We start from the raw sequence: 13,956 nt of genomic DNA on the forward strand, positions 1-13,956 counted from the left end.
GCCGCTCAATTAAAACTCCTCCACAAAACTGCCGTTATCGCCGGTCACTTCCGCGCCGATCGGTTCGTTGTAAATGCCCTGCATAGTTGCCCAGGCCAGATCGCCGTGATTGCTGCCCCGGGCACGATCGGACTGGTAAGTAATAACGCCGCCAGCGGTGACTTTACGCACTGTCATGAATGACTGTGCGAGATCCATCATTCCGGCGTCGAACTCAAAGCGACCGGCGCGAATGACCATCAGCATTTTGAGCACCATTGACCGCTTAAGAACTGGTGAATAGGTATGTTTGACTGCCTGCGGGAAGAACTTGATCACCAGTTGATAAACCGCATCGCCGATCCCCGTGCCGTCGATCGCAATGTGTTGCACGTTGTAGCGGTTGGTGATCTCTTTGATAAATTTGGCCTGCTCTTCGTACTCCATGCCGCGTAACTGGTGGCGCTCTACCACGCGGAACTTACCACCCGGCACGGCTGGCGGGGCCAGTACAACCAGCCCGGCGCTGTCGCCTTTGCCGCTGCTGCCGTTGGGGTCATAGCTAACCCAGACAGGGCGATTACCCAGCGGGCGGGGTGCAAACGGGTTCCAGTCAGGCCATGCCTCAGGCATGTAGCCATCAACACCGCAGCCAAGAATTGCGTTGTAGTCGAAGGCGCGTTCCCCGGCTTTAACGAACGTGCAGCCGTACAGGTTGGCGTATTCGTCGGGGGAGTTTTCGTTACGGATTTCATCGGTATCAACCAGATCGAAGCCGAGTTTCACGGCGTCTTCCAGCGTGACTATCTGGCGCCAGATGTTATCCCCGCATAGCTTGCCGTTTTTCAGTGCCTTATAACTGGTGTCGATATCCACCCGATCGGCCTGGGGGCGGTGTTTATTGAACTGATCGCCAGTCCAGAAAGGATAGGCTTCATGCTCTTCACTGGAAGGTGTCGAAAAGTAAGTGCGGCGTAGCCCTTTTTGCGTCGCCATGCCTGCAGCGACTTTTCGCAGGTTGATGAAGTTGCTGATCCAGAAGGCCTCATCCAGGTACAGATCGCCGGTATAGCTCTGGGCCGTCGCTGCGGAGGTGCCAAGAAAGTACAGGATCGCACCGTTGCTTAACTCAATCGCATCACCGCCCTTAAGTTCTACCCCGATTTCCCTTGCCAGCTTCTGAATAAACCGCTTGAACTGGAACGCCTGGGCGCGGCTGGCTGACAGGAATATCTGGTTATTTCCGGTTTCCAGCGCACGCAAAAGCGCTTCGCGGGCAAAGTACCAGGTGGCACCAATCTGGCGCGATTTGAGGATAAAGCGGTTACGCCGGTTCCACTGTTTGAACCAGCGTTTTTGATGCTCGTAGAGCGAATCAAAGACCAGGGTGCGAAGCTGGGGTATCTGTTCTTCGGTAAAATGGTTTTTCGGGATCTTCGCCTTCTTCTCTTTCTCCTGGTCGCGTCGCTCATGCCGTTCAAAGCGGTCAAGCTGGCGCGCCAGCAGGTCAATTTCTTTGAAGTCCTTCGGGGTCTTATCGTCCTTTTCCACCAGGCGCAAAAAGCGAACATGCGTGCGATCCTGCACCCGCTGCATGGGGGTGGCTTTATCCCACTCATAGCGGCGGCGCCAACTGTAGATCGTGTTAATGCTCACCCCGATTTCCTTAGAGATCTGGGTGATGCTGAACGCCTGCCAGTAAAGGCTTTTGGCTTTTGTGCTGAGGTCTTCGGCTGTATTCATGGCAACAGGCTATCGCGCCCGCGCGCGCAACAGTATCGCCGCTTGTTGTCGCCTGAGTCCGACAAGGTGAAGGCTTTGCGCCATCTGGCTGTAAAGGGAATGATTGGGGCACTGGTTAATATCAATCGCTTACCCACCCGGAGTTTTGTCACCATGCCAATGACAAATTTTTTCCGCGTCGCAGTCGAAGGCGCAACCTGTGACGGTCGCGTGCTGGAACGTCAGCACATTGCCGAAATGGCCGAACAGTACGATCCCCAGGTCTATGGCGCTCGCGTCAATCTGGAGCACATTTTAGGCTGGTCTCCAAACAGTGATTTCCGTGCATTTGGTGATGTTATTGAGGCCAAGACCGAAGAGATTACCGACGGCCCGCTAAAGGGCAAGTTAGCTCTTTTGGTAAAGGTCGATGCCACTGATGAACTGATCGAGCTGAAGAAAAAACGTCAGAAAATTTATCACAGCATTGAGGTGCATCCGTCCTTTGCGGACACCGGTAAATCCTACCTGATGGGGCTGGCCTGTACGGATAACCCGGCGAGCCTGGGCACTGAAATGATGAAGTTTTGCGCCCAGAACGCCAGCGCCAATCCACTGGCCGCGCGTCACTATTCACCTGAATGTTTCTTCACGGAATCAATGGAATCATGCCTCGAATTTGCGCGTGAAGAGTTGCCAGCATCCGAAACCGGGAAAAAGTTTTTCTCCCGTATCAAAGAAATGCTCACCGGTACCCGTCAGCACTTCGATCGCGAAAATGGCGAGATCCGTCAGGCTGTTGAACTGGTTGCAGAGAGCCAGGGCGAATTGCTGGACAAGGTGGAGAAGTTGAGCGCAGGACAGCTTAAGAGCAATCAAACCGCCGAAGCCATGGAGAAATTGCGCTCTGAGTTCGACGAGATGAAAGCGCAGCTTTCTACCCAAGACGCCAGCAACTACCGCCGCCCGGAGGCGACCGGCGCGAATGAAAAATCTAACGCCCAGCTTGCTGACTGCTGATAGCCGCCAGTAACGAAGGAACAGTACAGGAAATTAAACTATGCGTAATTCTACCCGTGAATTGTTTGATGCTTACCTTGAGCGGCAGGCCGAACTGAATCACATCAGCAAATCCCACGTAACAAAATCGTTCAGTGTTGAGCCGAGCATTGAGCAGACGCTTGAAGATAAAGTGCAGCAGTCTTCTGAAATGTTGAAGCTAATCAACATCTACGGCGTAAATGACCAGTCCGGTGAAAAAATCGGGCTGGGCGTTGGTGGCCCGGTGTCCAGTACCAACAATTCCACCACCGATCGCCGTGAACCTGTTTCTGCCACGGCACTGGATTCGACCGGTTACGACTGTAAAAAGGTGAATGCTGACACTTTCACATCCTATACGCAGCTTGATGCCTGGGCAAAATTCCCAGATTTCCAGCAGCGCCTGAGCAATCAGATCATTAAACGTATCGCCCTGGATCGCATCATGATCGGCTTTAACGGTACCAGCTACGCGGCTAAATCAGACCGCAATGCCAATCCGCTGTTGCAGGATTGTGGTATCGGCTGGCTCCAGCAGTACCGGGCGAACGCACCGCAGCGCGTTATGAAAGATATCACCGTAACCAGTCGCGACGACACCAACCAGGTGATCGCTAAGGGTAATTACGGTAACTACGATTCTCTGGTTTACGACGCGGTTAATTCACTGATGGACGAATGGTACAAGGATTCGCCCGATCTGGTGGTGATTACCGGGCGCAACCTGACGGTTAGCCGTTCCTTCCCGATCATTAACGCCGTAAGCACCAGTAACCCGAACTCTGAAGCGATGGCCGGTCAGTTGATTGCATCCCGTAAGACGATTGGCAACCTGCCTTCTTTCGTCGCGCCTTTCTTCCCGGATGGCAGCATGTTTATCACTTCGTGGGAAAACCTGTCGATTTACTGGCAAGAAGGTGCGCACCGTCGCCGAATTGTGGAAGAGCCGGAATATAACCGCGTCGCTACCTACAGTTCATCTAATGACGCTTATGTCATTGAAGATTTTGGCTATGGCTGTCTTATCGAAGGCATTACCGCCGCAGAACCAGCATAACAGCAGCAAGGCCAGCGCAGTGCTGGCCGCTTTGGGGGCATCATGTTGACACCTGCTCAACAACATTTTAATCGCGTGATGGCTGAACGCCGCCACGCCAGCCGTGAGCCGTCGCAGCTTGAAATGACGGCATACGAAACCATGCTTCACCGCCTGCGACTGGATAAAGCCCGTTTGAGTCGTGTCCAGTCCCAGAAGGTTAAAGCGGATTTGAAACGCGAATTCCTGCCGAATTATCAGCCGTGGATCGAAGGCGTACTTACGGCAGATTCCGGCCAGGCTGACGACGTGTTGACCACCGTCATGATCTGGTGTTGTGACTGCGGAAACATCGCCGAAGCCCTGCGCATTGGTCAGTACGTATTGCGCCATAAGTTGCCGATGCCGGATCAGTATCGCCGCACCACTGCCACCGTACTTGTGGAAGAAATCTGCGATCCCGTCCTGGCTGCATTCAAGGCTAACCCGGCTGTTGCGCCGGTCGCCGCTGACATGCTGGAAGCGTTACGGGGTTTAACCCTGAACGAAGATATGCCGGATGAGGTGCGCTCAAAGCTGCTTAAGGCGCTGGGCTATACGCTGCGCCTGACTGACAATGTTGAATCGCTTACCGCTGCGGTTGAATACCTGCGCCAGGCGGCAGTGTTGAACCCGAAAAAAGCAGGTGTAACCCGTGATATTGAGCTTCTGCAGCGTGCGCTTAAGAAGTCCGGGCAACCTGATGACGGTGACGGCGCAGACGGCAAACCAGAAGCAACCCGCACCGAAACCCAGACGGCAACGCCGCCAGCCCAGCAAAAAGCGAAGCGGGAAACCAAAAAGCCCGCCGCTAAAAGCAAGCCAGCAGCGAAGAAAAGAACAACGACCACCCGCCAGAAGGCGGCGTCATAACCGAACGTGCCCCCGCGCACCCAGGCGGCACGGCAGGCGAAAACAGGCAACGCCGCGTCTTCGTCCTGCCGTCCACCGCCTGACTTTTACGGAGTAGAGATCATGAGTCTGGTAGCCACTGAGCCAGTACGGCCACCATCCGATCCGGTGCCTGATGATGGCGGCGCGAAAGTTGAAAGCCTGCCATTCTGGCCGGTCATTTCGCTGGCTGAACTACGCCGCGCGATGCGTCTTGATGGGCAGGTGACAACCGATCGCCTGATGTCGCGAACGGTGGAAGCGGTGGCCCATATCAATGATCAGCTTTTCCTGTGGCGCCAGGTGCAGATTGATGCGGGCTATGAGTCATTGGCAGAAATTCCGGCCAGTCCGGTGAATGGCGAATCGGTGAAGGTCTGGCGCTATAAAAACGCCGTGTATTCACTCACGAAAGCGCTGTTGATTGAAGGCTACCGCGATATCGACACCACAAGTAAAGGCGAAGACCACGCGGCGGCATTGAGCACGCAGATCGATACGCTGTGGCGGGATCTGCGCTGGTCAATCCGTGACATCCAGGATGAAAGCCGGGGCCTGGCGGAGTTGGTGTAATGAACGTGCAGGCGCAGCAGAACGACACGATCGACCTGCTTTGCTGGCGCTACTACGGCAGAACAGCAGGCGTTACCGAAGCGGTGATTGATGCCAATAAGGGCATTTCCGCCGCCACTGAGTTGCAGGCCGGGCAGATAGTCTACCTGCCAGATATCCAGCCGCCAGCCCAGCGGGAAACGGTGCAGCTATGGGATTAACAGGAGGAAGTATGCACGGTGCTCCGCCGGGAGTTTTTGAAGAGCAGTTGCTTAAATGGCTTGTTAATTATTTGCCAACGTTTTACGCGGCTGGCGCCGCGCTGAGTATCTCAGCGTTGATGAGTCTTTATGACGGACAATCGTTGATCAAAACGGCCACGGGGTCACTGGCGTGCGGAATTTTAACGCTGGCAGTGGCTGGATCGCTGGAATTTTTCGGCCTGCCGGGCAGCGCAGTAACGTTTATCGGCGCATCTATCGGTTTTATGGGTGCGGAAAAACTCCGGGATAAAGTCGGAGGGCTTTTTTGCCGAGGGCAAAAAGGGATTAAAGATGCCGAGTAAATTTATTTTCAGTCAGCGAAGTGAAAAAAACCTGCGCGATGTACATCAGGATCTGGTGAAGGTTGTCAGGCTGGCGCTGGAACTATCGCCGGTTGATTTCGGCATTACTGAAGGTCTGCGCACTGTTGAGCGTCAGAAGCAGCTGGTTGCCGAAGGTAAAAGCCAGACGATGAATAGCAGGCATCTTTCCGGCCACGCGGTTGATGTGTTTGCTTATCCGACGCCAGCCGGTTCATGGGAGTGGAAGTATTACCAGCAAATTTCCCGGGCGTTTAAGCAGGCAGGGGAAAATCTGGGTATTCCCATTGAGTGGGGCGGTGACTGGAAGACTCTCAAAGACGGGCCGCACTTCCAGTTGCCTTATGCCGGTTATCCTGCGTAATGGGTGACGCAGGTCATTTTTGACAGTGCTGCAGTATGTCCGTTATTGACGGTGCGAGCTGGCGAGAGGTTTTGATATGGGGTTGTTGTCACGCTGGAAAGTGATCGCTTGTCTTGTGCTGGCCGCTGCAGTTGTATGGGGCTTTAGCAACTGGCGCTACAGCGCCGGTTATGGTGATGCCGATCGGCACTGGCGTAAAGAGTGGGCGCAACGTGATGCACGCGACGCCACCGCGCTGGCGCAAAGACAGTCAGAGACCAGGGCAGAAGAACAACGCCGACAGGGTGAAATCGATGCGATCAGAAAACAAACCAGCCAGCAGCTTGCTGGCGTGCAGGCTGATGCCGATCGTGCCCGTGCTGCTTCTCGTGGGCTGCACGACAAGGCCGACAAACTCGCCAGGCAACTGGCAGACCGTGAACGCGCCTGCGGTGCCGGAACTACCGGCGGAAGCAAGACAGAAACCAGCGGCGCTGAACTGCTCGCCGTCCTGTTTAGACAAGCTGACAAGCGAGCGAGAGAACTGGCGGCAATTGCTGATCAGGCACGGATACGAGGATTAGCATGTGAGGCGGCATATCAGGGGCTTACTAAATGAGTATCTTTAGAAAATCACTTCTGACGATTGGCAATGCAGGTCAAACGACCGGGGCCGATCTTTCCGATATTGATCTGACGGCTGCGACGCTCGATAGCCGCATAAAATATCAGTGCATGAGCAGTCACGCTTTTATTGCGGCTGATGGCACGGTGCAATTTGCAAGCCCGGACGTGTGGCCGCTTGAATATCGCGATGGGATTGCGATTGGCAGGCATGAGCCAGAACCGCAGGCTACGAATCACAATCAGTACGTTGCCAATTTTCAATCGTGCTCTGCTTTTGTGGGCAATGGTGTTGATTACCACGGTTTGCCGTTATTTTTTTGTACGTTTCCCGAAGGCAATGACAAATACATTCCATGCCCCACGGACATATCAGGCGCGGGCACGTATACGCTTAGCTACTACGGCCTCTACAACGAAACGACAAATGCAATTACATCGATCGGGCGACCGATATGTTACGGAATGGAACATCCTTCCCTCGATCGCACATTTGCCGTGAATATAACCACTGGAGAAACAGCCGTTTTACTGGGTGACTTCAAGCGCATCACGGCGCAGCGTTTTTTTGATAGTTATCGCTGTATCTGTTCCGTATCAACTGACAATGCCCTGACGCAATTAGAGCAGCGGATGATGACCGCTGTGACAAATACCGAAAGTGGAACGCAGATTCTAGGAATGCCGCAGATCGAAGCTGGCGAGATCGCGACATCGCCAATTATTACCAACGGTGAGCCTGTAACACGTGCTGATTCGTCCGTGAGAATTAAAAACCCTGGCAGGATGGCTACATCAGTACGGGTTATTTATACCGATGGGACCAGTAAGCTATTTGATTTTAATGGCAATGATGATGTTGATATCCCTGCCGCTATTTTTGACTGGGGAACGCGCTATATCAGTAAATGCGAATACCTTAAATCGTGAGGCGCGAGAGGCCAGAACATGTTCAGCGCAGGAGGCTAAATGGCAACACAATCAATAGAACTGACAGCAGAATGGGTAAGCCTTACAAGCGGTAATCAGTCTGCTTTTTTACAGATTGAAACCGGCATGGCGTACTGGTGTGATTCAGACGCTGAGCCGTTAACAGGCGCTGCGGTTCATCGGTTACTCGATGAAATTAAATTCACTCCCCCAATGAAGATCTGGATCCGTTCAGGGCCGAGTAGCAAAGCGAAAGTTATCGTAACGACCTGGGAGTAAAAGGGATGCTTAAGCCTGATTTGCTGCGCCAGATGATAAGCCAGCATGTGCCCTGGCTTCGTGAGAATCCCGATAATCTGGCTGTTTACCTGCGAAAAGGTCGGATGGTTAGCACCGGCCAGCGGTCTGCAGCCTTTGAGTATCGCTATACGCTGGAAGTGCTGGTGATGGATTACCCTGAATCTCTGGATACTATCAGCGTGCCGGTGCTGGCATGGGCGCGCTTATATCAGCCCGATCTGCTGTTTAACCCGGACAGGCAACAGAACGGAATAACATTCGAAGCCGATATCCTGAGTAACAGCACAATGGACGTGCTGATCCAGATTCAGGCTGATGAAGCGGTGATCGTCACCCGTGAAGATGGTGAGATTATCACCCGTCACCGTGCTGACCCTGCCCCGGGGCCAGAAACTGGCGCGTGGTCACTGGTATTTGTTGATGAGGTCAGCGGCGAAACATGGCAGGACAACAAACCGATCCCCTCTTCCAGCAGTTAGACGACTGGTTAGCCAGCGTTGCCGCGCAGCTTTCACCGGGGCACCGTCGCAAGCTGACGCGCGACGTTGCGATCGGGCTATGGAAGCGCCAGCAAAAACGCATTGCCAGCCAGAAGAACCCCAGCGGTGAAAGCTATCAGGCACGGCGCCGCAAAATCCTGCGCACCCAGGGCGGGATAAAATTTATATGGAATGATGAGGCCCGGGAGTTACGCAACTGGCGAACCACGGGCAGGGGTGAGCACCGCGCAATCACCGGCTATGACGTGGATCGCGGTGCCCTGCGCACGTTCTATAAGCGCGATATCCAGCGCTATATTGAAATCAATCTCAACCAGTCAAAGCAAAACCGAACCAGAAAAGATCCGATGTTCCGTAAGTTGCGTACCGCGCGCTTTCTTAAGGCTTACGGTACGGGCGGCCTGGCCGTGGTTGGCTTTCAGGGGCATACCGCCGAAATCGCCAGCGTTCACCAGTATGGTGAAGTCGATAACGTGGTACAGGGTGCCAGCGCGCGCTACCCGGTGCGCGAACTTCTGGGCATGACTGAGGGGGATTTAGACTGGCTGGCTGATACCGTTGCAGCCTTTATGCAAGACATCTGATTGTCACCATCCCGCCACAATCGCGCCGCGTTGCCTACGCGCGCGCGGATCACGAAACTGGCTTTAAATTTACGAATGCCAGCCAGCTTATGAATCTGAATGAACTTTATCGCCTGATCTGCAATATCGTCCGTATCGGTACGGTTACTGAGGTTGACCTTGATGCAGAGCCGCCCGTTGCGCGAGTCTCGACCGGTGAAAATGAAACTGACTGGATCCGCTGGGCGACCATGCGCGCCGGAACGGCTGTTACATGGTGGGCGCCAACCCCAGGCGAGCAGGTTTTACTTTTTGCCCCGGGCGGTGGTCTGGAAAACGCCGTAATTATGGGCAGCTTATACAGCGCAAGCGTGGTGCCACCCGATAACGGCGAAGAATCGGCTGTAATCCTGTTTCCGGATGGCGCCCGCATTTCATATGAGCCGGAAACCGGCGCGCTTCGCGTTACCGGCGTTAAATCTGCTTACGTGCAGGCGTTCGACTCCGTCACTGTTGACACCAGGCAGGTTACCTGCACGGCAACAGAATTTATTACGCTCAATACCAAAGATATGACAGTGAATACTGAAACCATGACGGTTAACGCAACAACCGAAATAACGCTGAATTCGCCGACAGTTACCTGCACCCACTTATTGAGGACTGAAACGATCGAGGTTCAGGAAGGCGGTGAGTTATTCGGTGATTTTACTCACATGCGCGGCAATTTTATGTCCAACAGCGTCATTGTGCATTTTCATGTGCATGAAATGGTTCAAAGCGGAAAAGACTTAAGTGGAGGGCCGAAATGAACACAGCCCGCTACACAGGCATGAATGCCGGTTCCGGTCGTGCTATCTCAGATAACGAACATATAGCGCAGTCTATCGGCGATATTCTTTTAACGCCGATCGGTTCCCGTGTAATGCGCCGCGCTTACGGTTCGCAGCTTTTCAACCTGATAGATCAGCCGGTCGATAACGCTATTACTAAGCTGCGCGTTATGTCTGCAATTTACAGTGCTTTGTATTTATGGGAACCGCGTATCTCGCTGACCAATATCGGCCTGAGCGCGCCGGACGCCGGTAGGCTGGTCGCCAATATTCAGGGTAACCGCACCGACAATCAGACGCCATTTAGCGCAGTCATTCCATTGAGGGGCCGAGCATGAGCGGAACGATCGATTTATCGCAACTACCGCCGCCCGTGGTGATTGAACCGCTGGACTTCGAAATGCTTTTTGCCCAGCGCAAAGCGGGATTTCTGGCGCTTTGCCCAGAAGACAAACGGGAGCAGTACGCGCGCACGCTTGAGCTTGAATCTGAGCCGCTTACTATGCAGTTGGAAGAAAACTGTTATCGCGAGCTGTTGTTACGCCAGCGTGTGAACGAAGCCGCCAGGGCGGTAATGCTGGCTTATTCCTCGGATAGCGATCTTGATAATCTGGCAGTAAATTTCGACGTTGAACGCCTGACCATTCATGAGGAAGACAGCAGCGTTACCCCTCCCATTGATGCCGTAATGGAGTCAGACCAGGATTTACGCATACGTACCCAGCAGGCTTTTGAAGGTCTGAGCGTGGCCGGGCCAACGGCGGCGTATGAATTTTGGGGACGTTCGGCAGACGGGCGCGTAGCTGATATTTCTGCGGTGAGCCCAACCCCTGCCTGCGTCACAATTTCGGTTCTTTCCCGTGAGGGGGACGGAACGGCAAGCGATGATCTGATCTCTGTAGTCGCTGCCGCGCTGAACGATGAAGAAGTGCGTCCGGTGGCCGACAGAGTAACTGTGCAGTCTGCGGAGATCGTGCCGTACCAGATTGATGCAACGCTTTACATATATCCGGGGCCGGAAGTTGAACCCGTCCGGCAGGCGTCAGAACAGCAGCTACAGGCGTATATTTCCGCGCAGAATCGCTTAGGGCGTGATATCCGTCTTTCTGCTATCTACGCCGCCTTGCACGTCGAAGGCGTCCAGCGAGTTGAACTGGCGCAACCTGTGGCGGATATCGTGTTAAATGACTTCCAGGCTTCGCGCTGCACCGAATACACCATAACGGTGGGTGGTTACGATGAATGACCTGTTACCGCCAAGCGCCAGCAGAATCGAGCGCGTCGCCGCGCGCGTCTGTGCGTCGCTGGGTGAAGTGCCCGTGCCACTGCGCCAGTTATGGAACCCGTGGACGTGCCGGGCGGATTTGTTGCCTTACCTTGCCTGGGCTTTTTCAGTCGATCGCTGGGATGAGTTATGGCCTACAAGCACGAAACGCAAAGCGGTAGCTGATGCTTTTTACCTGCATAAGTACAAGGGTACAACAGGTGCGATGCGCCGCGTGGTGGAACCGTTCGGCTACTTCATTTGCGTTAATGAGTGGTGGAACATCGACACCGCCCCGGGCACGTTCACGCTGGATATCGGCATCGAAGATAAGGGCATCAGCGACGAAACATACCATGAACTGGTGCGGCTCGTGACTGATGTTAAGCCGTGCAGCCGCCATATGCTGGGCCTGCGCCTGCATTTACAGACTGTCGGCGCTTTAAACGTTGGCGCGTCAGCTTATCTGGGCGACACGCTGACAGTGTACCCCTACTTTCCCGAAACCATTTCAGTTGGCGGTGGTGAATATGTGGGTAGCGCACTTCATTTGATAGATACCATGGAGGTCTTACCCGGTGGCAACTAAATATTTTGCCCTGTTAACTAATGTCGGCGCTGCAAAGCTGGCAAACGCCACGGCATTAGGGGTACAGCTTGAAATTACACAGATGGCGGTGGGAGATGGTAACGGCGTCCTGCCGACACCTGACCCCGCTCAAACTTCGCTTGTGCATGAGTTGCGTCGTGCGTCGATCAACACTCTGACTAATGACCCGGTAAATACTAATCAGATTATTGTCGAACAGGTGATCCCGGAGGATGCGGGCGGGTGGTGGATCCGTGAGATTGGCCTGTATGACGGTGATGGCGATATGCTCGCAGTGGCAAACTGCGCAGAAACCTATAAACCGTTATTGCAGGAGGGTAGCGGGCGCGTGCAGGTAGTTCGAATTATCCTAATCGTCAGCAGCACCCAGGCGATTACGCTCAAGATTGATCCGTCTGTGGTGCTTGCTACCCGCCAGTATGTTGATGATCGGGATATTCAGGTTAAAGGATATGTTGATCAGCAAATAGCGTCGCATATAGCAGCCATTGATCCGCATCAGCAGTACCTGCTTGAAACAGATATTGATAAATATATTCCTGTCGGTTTCCCTCTACCGTGGCCGCAGGCCACGCCACCGGGGGGCTGGATTAAGTGCAATGGTGCGGCCTTTGATAAAGATAAATTCCCGAAGTTAGCCGCGGCTTACCCGTCTGGAAAATTACCAGATCTGAGGGGGTATTTTATCCGTGGCTGGGATGATTCGCGCGGCCAGGATGCCGGTAGGGTTTTATTAAGCGGACAAGCTAATAAGGTTGGTTACCTGAATTTCAGTCTTTCTACATATCAGATGCTCGCCAGCACGGGATCGATAATTATTACCGATTCAGTGACTATCGGCGGGGTAAACGGTTCTTTCCACGATGATGGTGCCGATCTTCCGACCACTGCAATTGAGGTTATTCCAGGTGATACAAGACCGTTTAACGTCGCTTTTAACTACATTGTGAGGGCTGCATAATGGCGCAGGCAGAATTAAACAATGATCTTATCGCCACCGTGGAGGGCGATATCACCGTATTTAATTATGATGGTAAAACGCGGGAATACCTTCATTCGTCAGTTGAATTTCTGGCTGTAGGTGTTGGCTTGCCTGCTAATTCCTGTACTGATGCCCCGGGCGAAAGTAAAGACGGTTTTGCTATTTGTCGAACTGCGGATTTTACGGCCTGGGAGTATCTGCCAGATCACCGGGGCGAGACGGTATACACCACCGAAACAGGCGAAGAGGCGATCATTTCTCACCCCGGCGACTATCCGGAGAACACAACCAAGCTGGCGCCCGCCACGCCCTACGATACATGGAACGGTAGCGAGTGGGTAACGGATGCCGAAGCGCAGCACGCCGCCGATGTAGAAGCAGCAGAGCGCCACAGGGCAGCTTTATTGATCGAGGCGCAGGCAACCATTGGTTTCTGGCAAACGGAACTGCAGTTAGGCGTCATCAGTGATGGCGATAAGGCCAGCCTGATAGCCTGGATGAACTACATCAAAGCAGTGCAGGCAGTGGATACGTCGAACGCACCGGATATCACCTGGCCGGATAAGCCGGAATAAATTCACGTTCCGGCACGCATGGCCGGTTTTAACAGTGCTGGCCGTGCGTATCGAGTACAGTCATTTTTAACGGTGCTGCAGTACGGTCAGTTATGGCGGTGTCACCAGGAGGGGAAGCGGGCAAAGGCCCGCTTTTCTTATATCGAAAGGTTGGTTTTCACCAGAGAGAAGAGATCGTCGGTGGTCGTTTCGGCCAGTTTTTCCCGTATGTCCTCGCTTACCCGCTTCAGGTTGAGCGTAAAATCAATTTTCCTCGCCTTCCCGTCCTTAAAAAATTCCGACCGGTTTTGCGTGATCTGCTCAATTACATACATGCCGTAGATCTTTCCGGTGCCCTCTATTAAAGGCCACGGGCGCCCGGAATATGCCATCGTTTCAAGCATCGTAAGCGACACATCGCCCCCGCTTATTTCGGGGTATAGCGTGCCGCTGAGGATGAAGGGTTCTTCATCCGCACCGATGAATTGATAGCGCGGGGATTTACCAACACGATCGTTTTTAACGTGCCGCCAGGAGTTGGTTTTATTCGCACTCTGGTAAGGCGTGGTTAGCAGTAGAAAGGGAAACATCCCCAGAATCATCATCATGA

General features: G+C 53.6%; 20 protein-coding genes. 18 read left to right on the top strand and 2 right to left on the bottom strand.

Annotation, left to right across the window (positions count from 1 at the left end):
• Window positions 1-9 precede the first annotated feature (9 nt).
• Window positions 10-1,722 (bottom strand): terminase family protein, encoded by a 1,713-nt coding sequence (locus FFB58_RS00735; RefSeq protein ID WP_138368658.1) that lies wholly within the window; start codon window positions 1,720-1,722, stop codon window positions 10-12.
• Window positions 1,723-1,875: 153 nt separating this feature from the next.
• Here FFB58_RS00735 and FFB58_RS00740 point away from each other — a divergent pair, with 153 nt between their 5' ends.
• The 18 genes from FFB58_RS00740 (at window position 1,876) to FFB58_RS00825 (ending at window position 13,367) form a co-directional block, all read left to right on the top strand.
• On the top strand, window positions 1,876-2,721 hold the full coding sequence (locus tag FFB58_RS00740; protein WP_138369227.1) for a GPO family capsid scaffolding protein: 846 nt from the start codon (window positions 1,876-1,878) through the stop codon (window positions 2,719-2,721).
• 40 nt (window positions 2,722-2,761) lie between these two features.
• Window positions 2,762-3,799, top strand: a complete 1,038-nt coding sequence (locus FFB58_RS00745; protein WP_138368659.1) for a phage major capsid protein, P2 family — start codon at window positions 2,762-2,764, stop codon at window positions 3,797-3,799.
• A gap of 42 nt (window positions 3,800-3,841) precedes the next feature.
• On the top strand, window positions 3,842-4,690 hold the full coding sequence (gene gpM / locus FFB58_RS00750; RefSeq protein WP_138368660.1) for a phage terminase small subunit: 849 nt from the start codon (window positions 3,842-3,844) through the stop codon (window positions 4,688-4,690).
• A gap of 102 nt (window positions 4,691-4,792) precedes the next feature.
• Window positions 4,793-5,281 (top strand): head completion/stabilization protein, encoded by a 489-nt coding sequence (locus FFB58_RS00755; protein WP_138368661.1) that lies wholly within the window; start codon window positions 4,793-4,795, stop codon window positions 5,279-5,281.
• On the top strand, window positions 5,281-5,481 hold the full coding sequence (locus tag FFB58_RS00760; protein ID WP_138368662.1) for a tail protein X: 201 nt from the start codon (window positions 5,281-5,283) through the stop codon (window positions 5,479-5,481). The genes FFB58_RS00755 and FFB58_RS00760 overlap by 1 nt, the downstream gene beginning before the upstream one ends.
• A gap of 11 nt (window positions 5,482-5,492) precedes the next feature.
• Window positions 5,493-5,825, top strand: a complete 333-nt coding sequence (locus FFB58_RS00765; RefSeq protein ID WP_138369228.1) for a phage holin family protein — start codon at window positions 5,493-5,495, stop codon at window positions 5,823-5,825.
• The gene (locus tag FFB58_RS00770) at window positions 5,815-6,207 is read left to right on the top strand and encodes a M15 family metallopeptidase (protein ID WP_138368663.1); all 393 of its coding nucleotides are present in this window, start codon (window positions 5,815-5,817) and stop codon (window positions 6,205-6,207) included. The genes FFB58_RS00765 and FFB58_RS00770 overlap by 11 nt, the downstream gene beginning before the upstream one ends.
• Window positions 6,208-6,283: 76 nt before the next feature.
• A complete protein-coding gene (locus tag FFB58_RS00775; RefSeq protein WP_138368664.1) occupies window positions 6,284-6,805 on the top strand; it encodes a DUF2514 family protein in 522 nt (173 codons plus the stop codon).
• Window positions 6,802-7,740 (top strand): hypothetical protein, encoded by a 939-nt coding sequence (locus FFB58_RS00780; protein ID WP_138368665.1) that lies wholly within the window; start codon window positions 6,802-6,804, stop codon window positions 7,738-7,740. The genes FFB58_RS00775 and FFB58_RS00780 overlap by 4 nt, the downstream gene beginning before the upstream one ends.
• A gap of 39 nt (window positions 7,741-7,779) precedes the next feature.
• On the top strand, window positions 7,780-8,019 hold the full coding sequence (locus tag FFB58_RS00785; RefSeq protein ID WP_138368666.1) for a hypothetical protein: 240 nt from the start codon (window positions 7,780-7,782) through the stop codon (window positions 8,017-8,019).
• A gap of 5 nt (window positions 8,020-8,024) precedes the next feature.
• Window positions 8,025-8,519, top strand: a complete 495-nt coding sequence (locus FFB58_RS00790; protein ID WP_138368667.1) for a phage tail protein — start codon at window positions 8,025-8,027, stop codon at window positions 8,517-8,519.
• Window positions 8,480-9,124 carry a phage virion morphogenesis protein gene (locus FFB58_RS00795; protein WP_138368668.1) on the top strand — a complete coding sequence of 215 codons (645 nt, stop codon included), beginning with the start codon at window positions 8,480-8,482 and terminating at the stop codon, window positions 9,122-9,124. The genes FFB58_RS00790 and FFB58_RS00795 overlap by 40 nt, the downstream gene beginning before the upstream one ends.
• Before the next feature lie 89 nt (window positions 9,125-9,213).
• A complete protein-coding gene (locus tag FFB58_RS00800; RefSeq protein ID WP_138368669.1) occupies window positions 9,214-9,915 on the top strand; it encodes a phage baseplate assembly protein V in 702 nt (233 codons plus the stop codon).
• A complete protein-coding gene (locus tag FFB58_RS00805) occupies window positions 9,912-10,274 on the top strand; it encodes a GPW/gp25 family protein (RefSeq protein WP_138368670.1) in 363 nt (120 codons plus the stop codon). The genes FFB58_RS00800 and FFB58_RS00805 overlap by 4 nt, the downstream gene beginning before the upstream one ends.
• The gene (locus FFB58_RS00810; RefSeq protein ID WP_138368671.1) at window positions 10,271-11,182 is read left to right on the top strand and encodes a baseplate assembly protein; all 912 of its coding nucleotides are present in this window, start codon (window positions 10,271-10,273) and stop codon (window positions 11,180-11,182) included. Before FFB58_RS00805 ends, FFB58_RS00810 begins: the two co-directional genes overlap by 4 nt.
• Entirely contained in the window at window positions 11,175-11,789 is a 615-nt protein-coding gene (locus tag FFB58_RS00815) for a phage tail protein I (protein WP_138368672.1), read from the top strand. The genes FFB58_RS00810 and FFB58_RS00815 overlap by 8 nt, the downstream gene beginning before the upstream one ends.
• The gene (locus FFB58_RS00820; RefSeq protein ID WP_138368673.1) at window positions 11,779-12,771 is read left to right on the top strand and encodes a phage tail protein; all 993 of its coding nucleotides are present in this window, start codon (window positions 11,779-11,781) and stop codon (window positions 12,769-12,771) included. The genes FFB58_RS00815 and FFB58_RS00820 overlap by 11 nt, the downstream gene beginning before the upstream one ends.
• Complete coding sequence (locus tag FFB58_RS00825; protein WP_138368674.1) at window positions 12,771-13,367, top strand: tail fiber assembly protein; 597 nt, start codon at window positions 12,771-12,773, stop codon at window positions 13,365-13,367. Before FFB58_RS00820 ends, FFB58_RS00825 begins: the two co-directional genes overlap by 1 nt.
• A 137-nt stretch (window positions 13,368-13,504) precedes the next feature.
• On the opposite strand, the gene FFB58_RS00830 is transcribed toward FFB58_RS00825, so the two are convergent.
• Window positions 13,505-13,954, bottom strand: coding sequence for a phage tail protein (locus FFB58_RS00830; RefSeq protein WP_138368675.1), 450 nt, complete (start codon window positions 13,952-13,954; stop codon window positions 13,505-13,507).
• Between the last annotated feature and the right edge of the window lie 2 nt (window positions 13,955-13,956).

The sequence above is a fragment of the Enterobacter sp. MF024 genome (assembly GCF_005843915.1).
GTDB classification, from domain to species: Bacteria; Pseudomonadota; Gammaproteobacteria; order Enterobacterales; family Enterobacteriaceae; genus Enterobacter; species Enterobacter barmai.

What these genes read in the sequence shown, in the direction of transcription:
- FFB58_RS00735 (WP_138368658.1), bottom strand. Translation starts at nt 1,722, where the DNA reads ATGAATACAGCCGAAGACCTCAGCACAAAAGCCAAAAGCCTTTACTGG.
- FFB58_RS00740 (WP_138369227.1), top strand. Translation starts at nt 1,876, where the DNA reads ATGCCAATGACAAATTTTTTCCGCGTCGCAGTCGAAGGCGCAACCTGT.
- FFB58_RS00745 (WP_138368659.1), top strand. Translation starts at nt 2,762, where the DNA reads ATGCGTAATTCTACCCGTGAATTGTTTGATGCTTACCTTGAGCGGCAG.
- gpM (WP_138368660.1), top strand. Translation starts at nt 3,842, where the DNA reads ATGTTGACACCTGCTCAACAACATTTTAATCGCGTGATGGCTGAACGC.
- FFB58_RS00755 (WP_138368661.1), top strand. Translation starts at nt 4,793, where the DNA reads ATGAGTCTGGTAGCCACTGAGCCAGTACGGCCACCATCCGATCCGGTG.
- FFB58_RS00760 (WP_138368662.1), top strand. Translation starts at nt 5,281, where the DNA reads ATGAACGTGCAGGCGCAGCAGAACGACACGATCGACCTGCTTTGCTGG.
- FFB58_RS00765 (WP_138369228.1), top strand. Translation starts at nt 5,493, where the DNA reads ATGCACGGTGCTCCGCCGGGAGTTTTTGAAGAGCAGTTGCTTAAATGG.
- FFB58_RS00770 (WP_138368663.1), top strand. Translation starts at nt 5,815, where the DNA reads ATGCCGAGTAAATTTATTTTCAGTCAGCGAAGTGAAAAAAACCTGCGC.
- FFB58_RS00775 (WP_138368664.1), top strand. Translation starts at nt 6,284, where the DNA reads ATGGGGTTGTTGTCACGCTGGAAAGTGATCGCTTGTCTTGTGCTGGCC.
- FFB58_RS00780 (WP_138368665.1), top strand. Translation starts at nt 6,802, where the DNA reads ATGAGTATCTTTAGAAAATCACTTCTGACGATTGGCAATGCAGGTCAA.
- FFB58_RS00785 (WP_138368666.1), top strand. Translation starts at nt 7,780, where the DNA reads ATGGCAACACAATCAATAGAACTGACAGCAGAATGGGTAAGCCTTACA.
- FFB58_RS00790 (WP_138368667.1), top strand. Translation starts at nt 8,025, where the DNA reads ATGCTTAAGCCTGATTTGCTGCGCCAGATGATAAGCCAGCATGTGCCC.
- FFB58_RS00795 (WP_138368668.1), top strand. Translation starts at nt 8,480, where the DNA reads ATGGCAGGACAACAAACCGATCCCCTCTTCCAGCAGTTAGACGACTGG.
- FFB58_RS00800 (WP_138368669.1), top strand. Translation starts at nt 9,214, where the DNA reads ATGAATCTGAATGAACTTTATCGCCTGATCTGCAATATCGTCCGTATC.
- FFB58_RS00805 (WP_138368670.1), top strand. Translation starts at nt 9,912, where the DNA reads ATGAACACAGCCCGCTACACAGGCATGAATGCCGGTTCCGGTCGTGCT.
- FFB58_RS00810 (WP_138368671.1), top strand. Translation starts at nt 10,271, where the DNA reads ATGAGCGGAACGATCGATTTATCGCAACTACCGCCGCCCGTGGTGATT.
- FFB58_RS00815 (WP_138368672.1), top strand. Translation starts at nt 11,175, where the DNA reads ATGAATGACCTGTTACCGCCAAGCGCCAGCAGAATCGAGCGCGTCGCC.
- FFB58_RS00825 (WP_138368674.1), top strand. Translation starts at nt 12,771, where the DNA reads ATGGCGCAGGCAGAATTAAACAATGATCTTATCGCCACCGTGGAGGGC.
- FFB58_RS00830 (WP_138368675.1), bottom strand. Translation starts at nt 13,954, where the DNA reads ATGATGATGATTCTGGGGATGTTTCCCTTTCTACTGCTAACCACGCCT.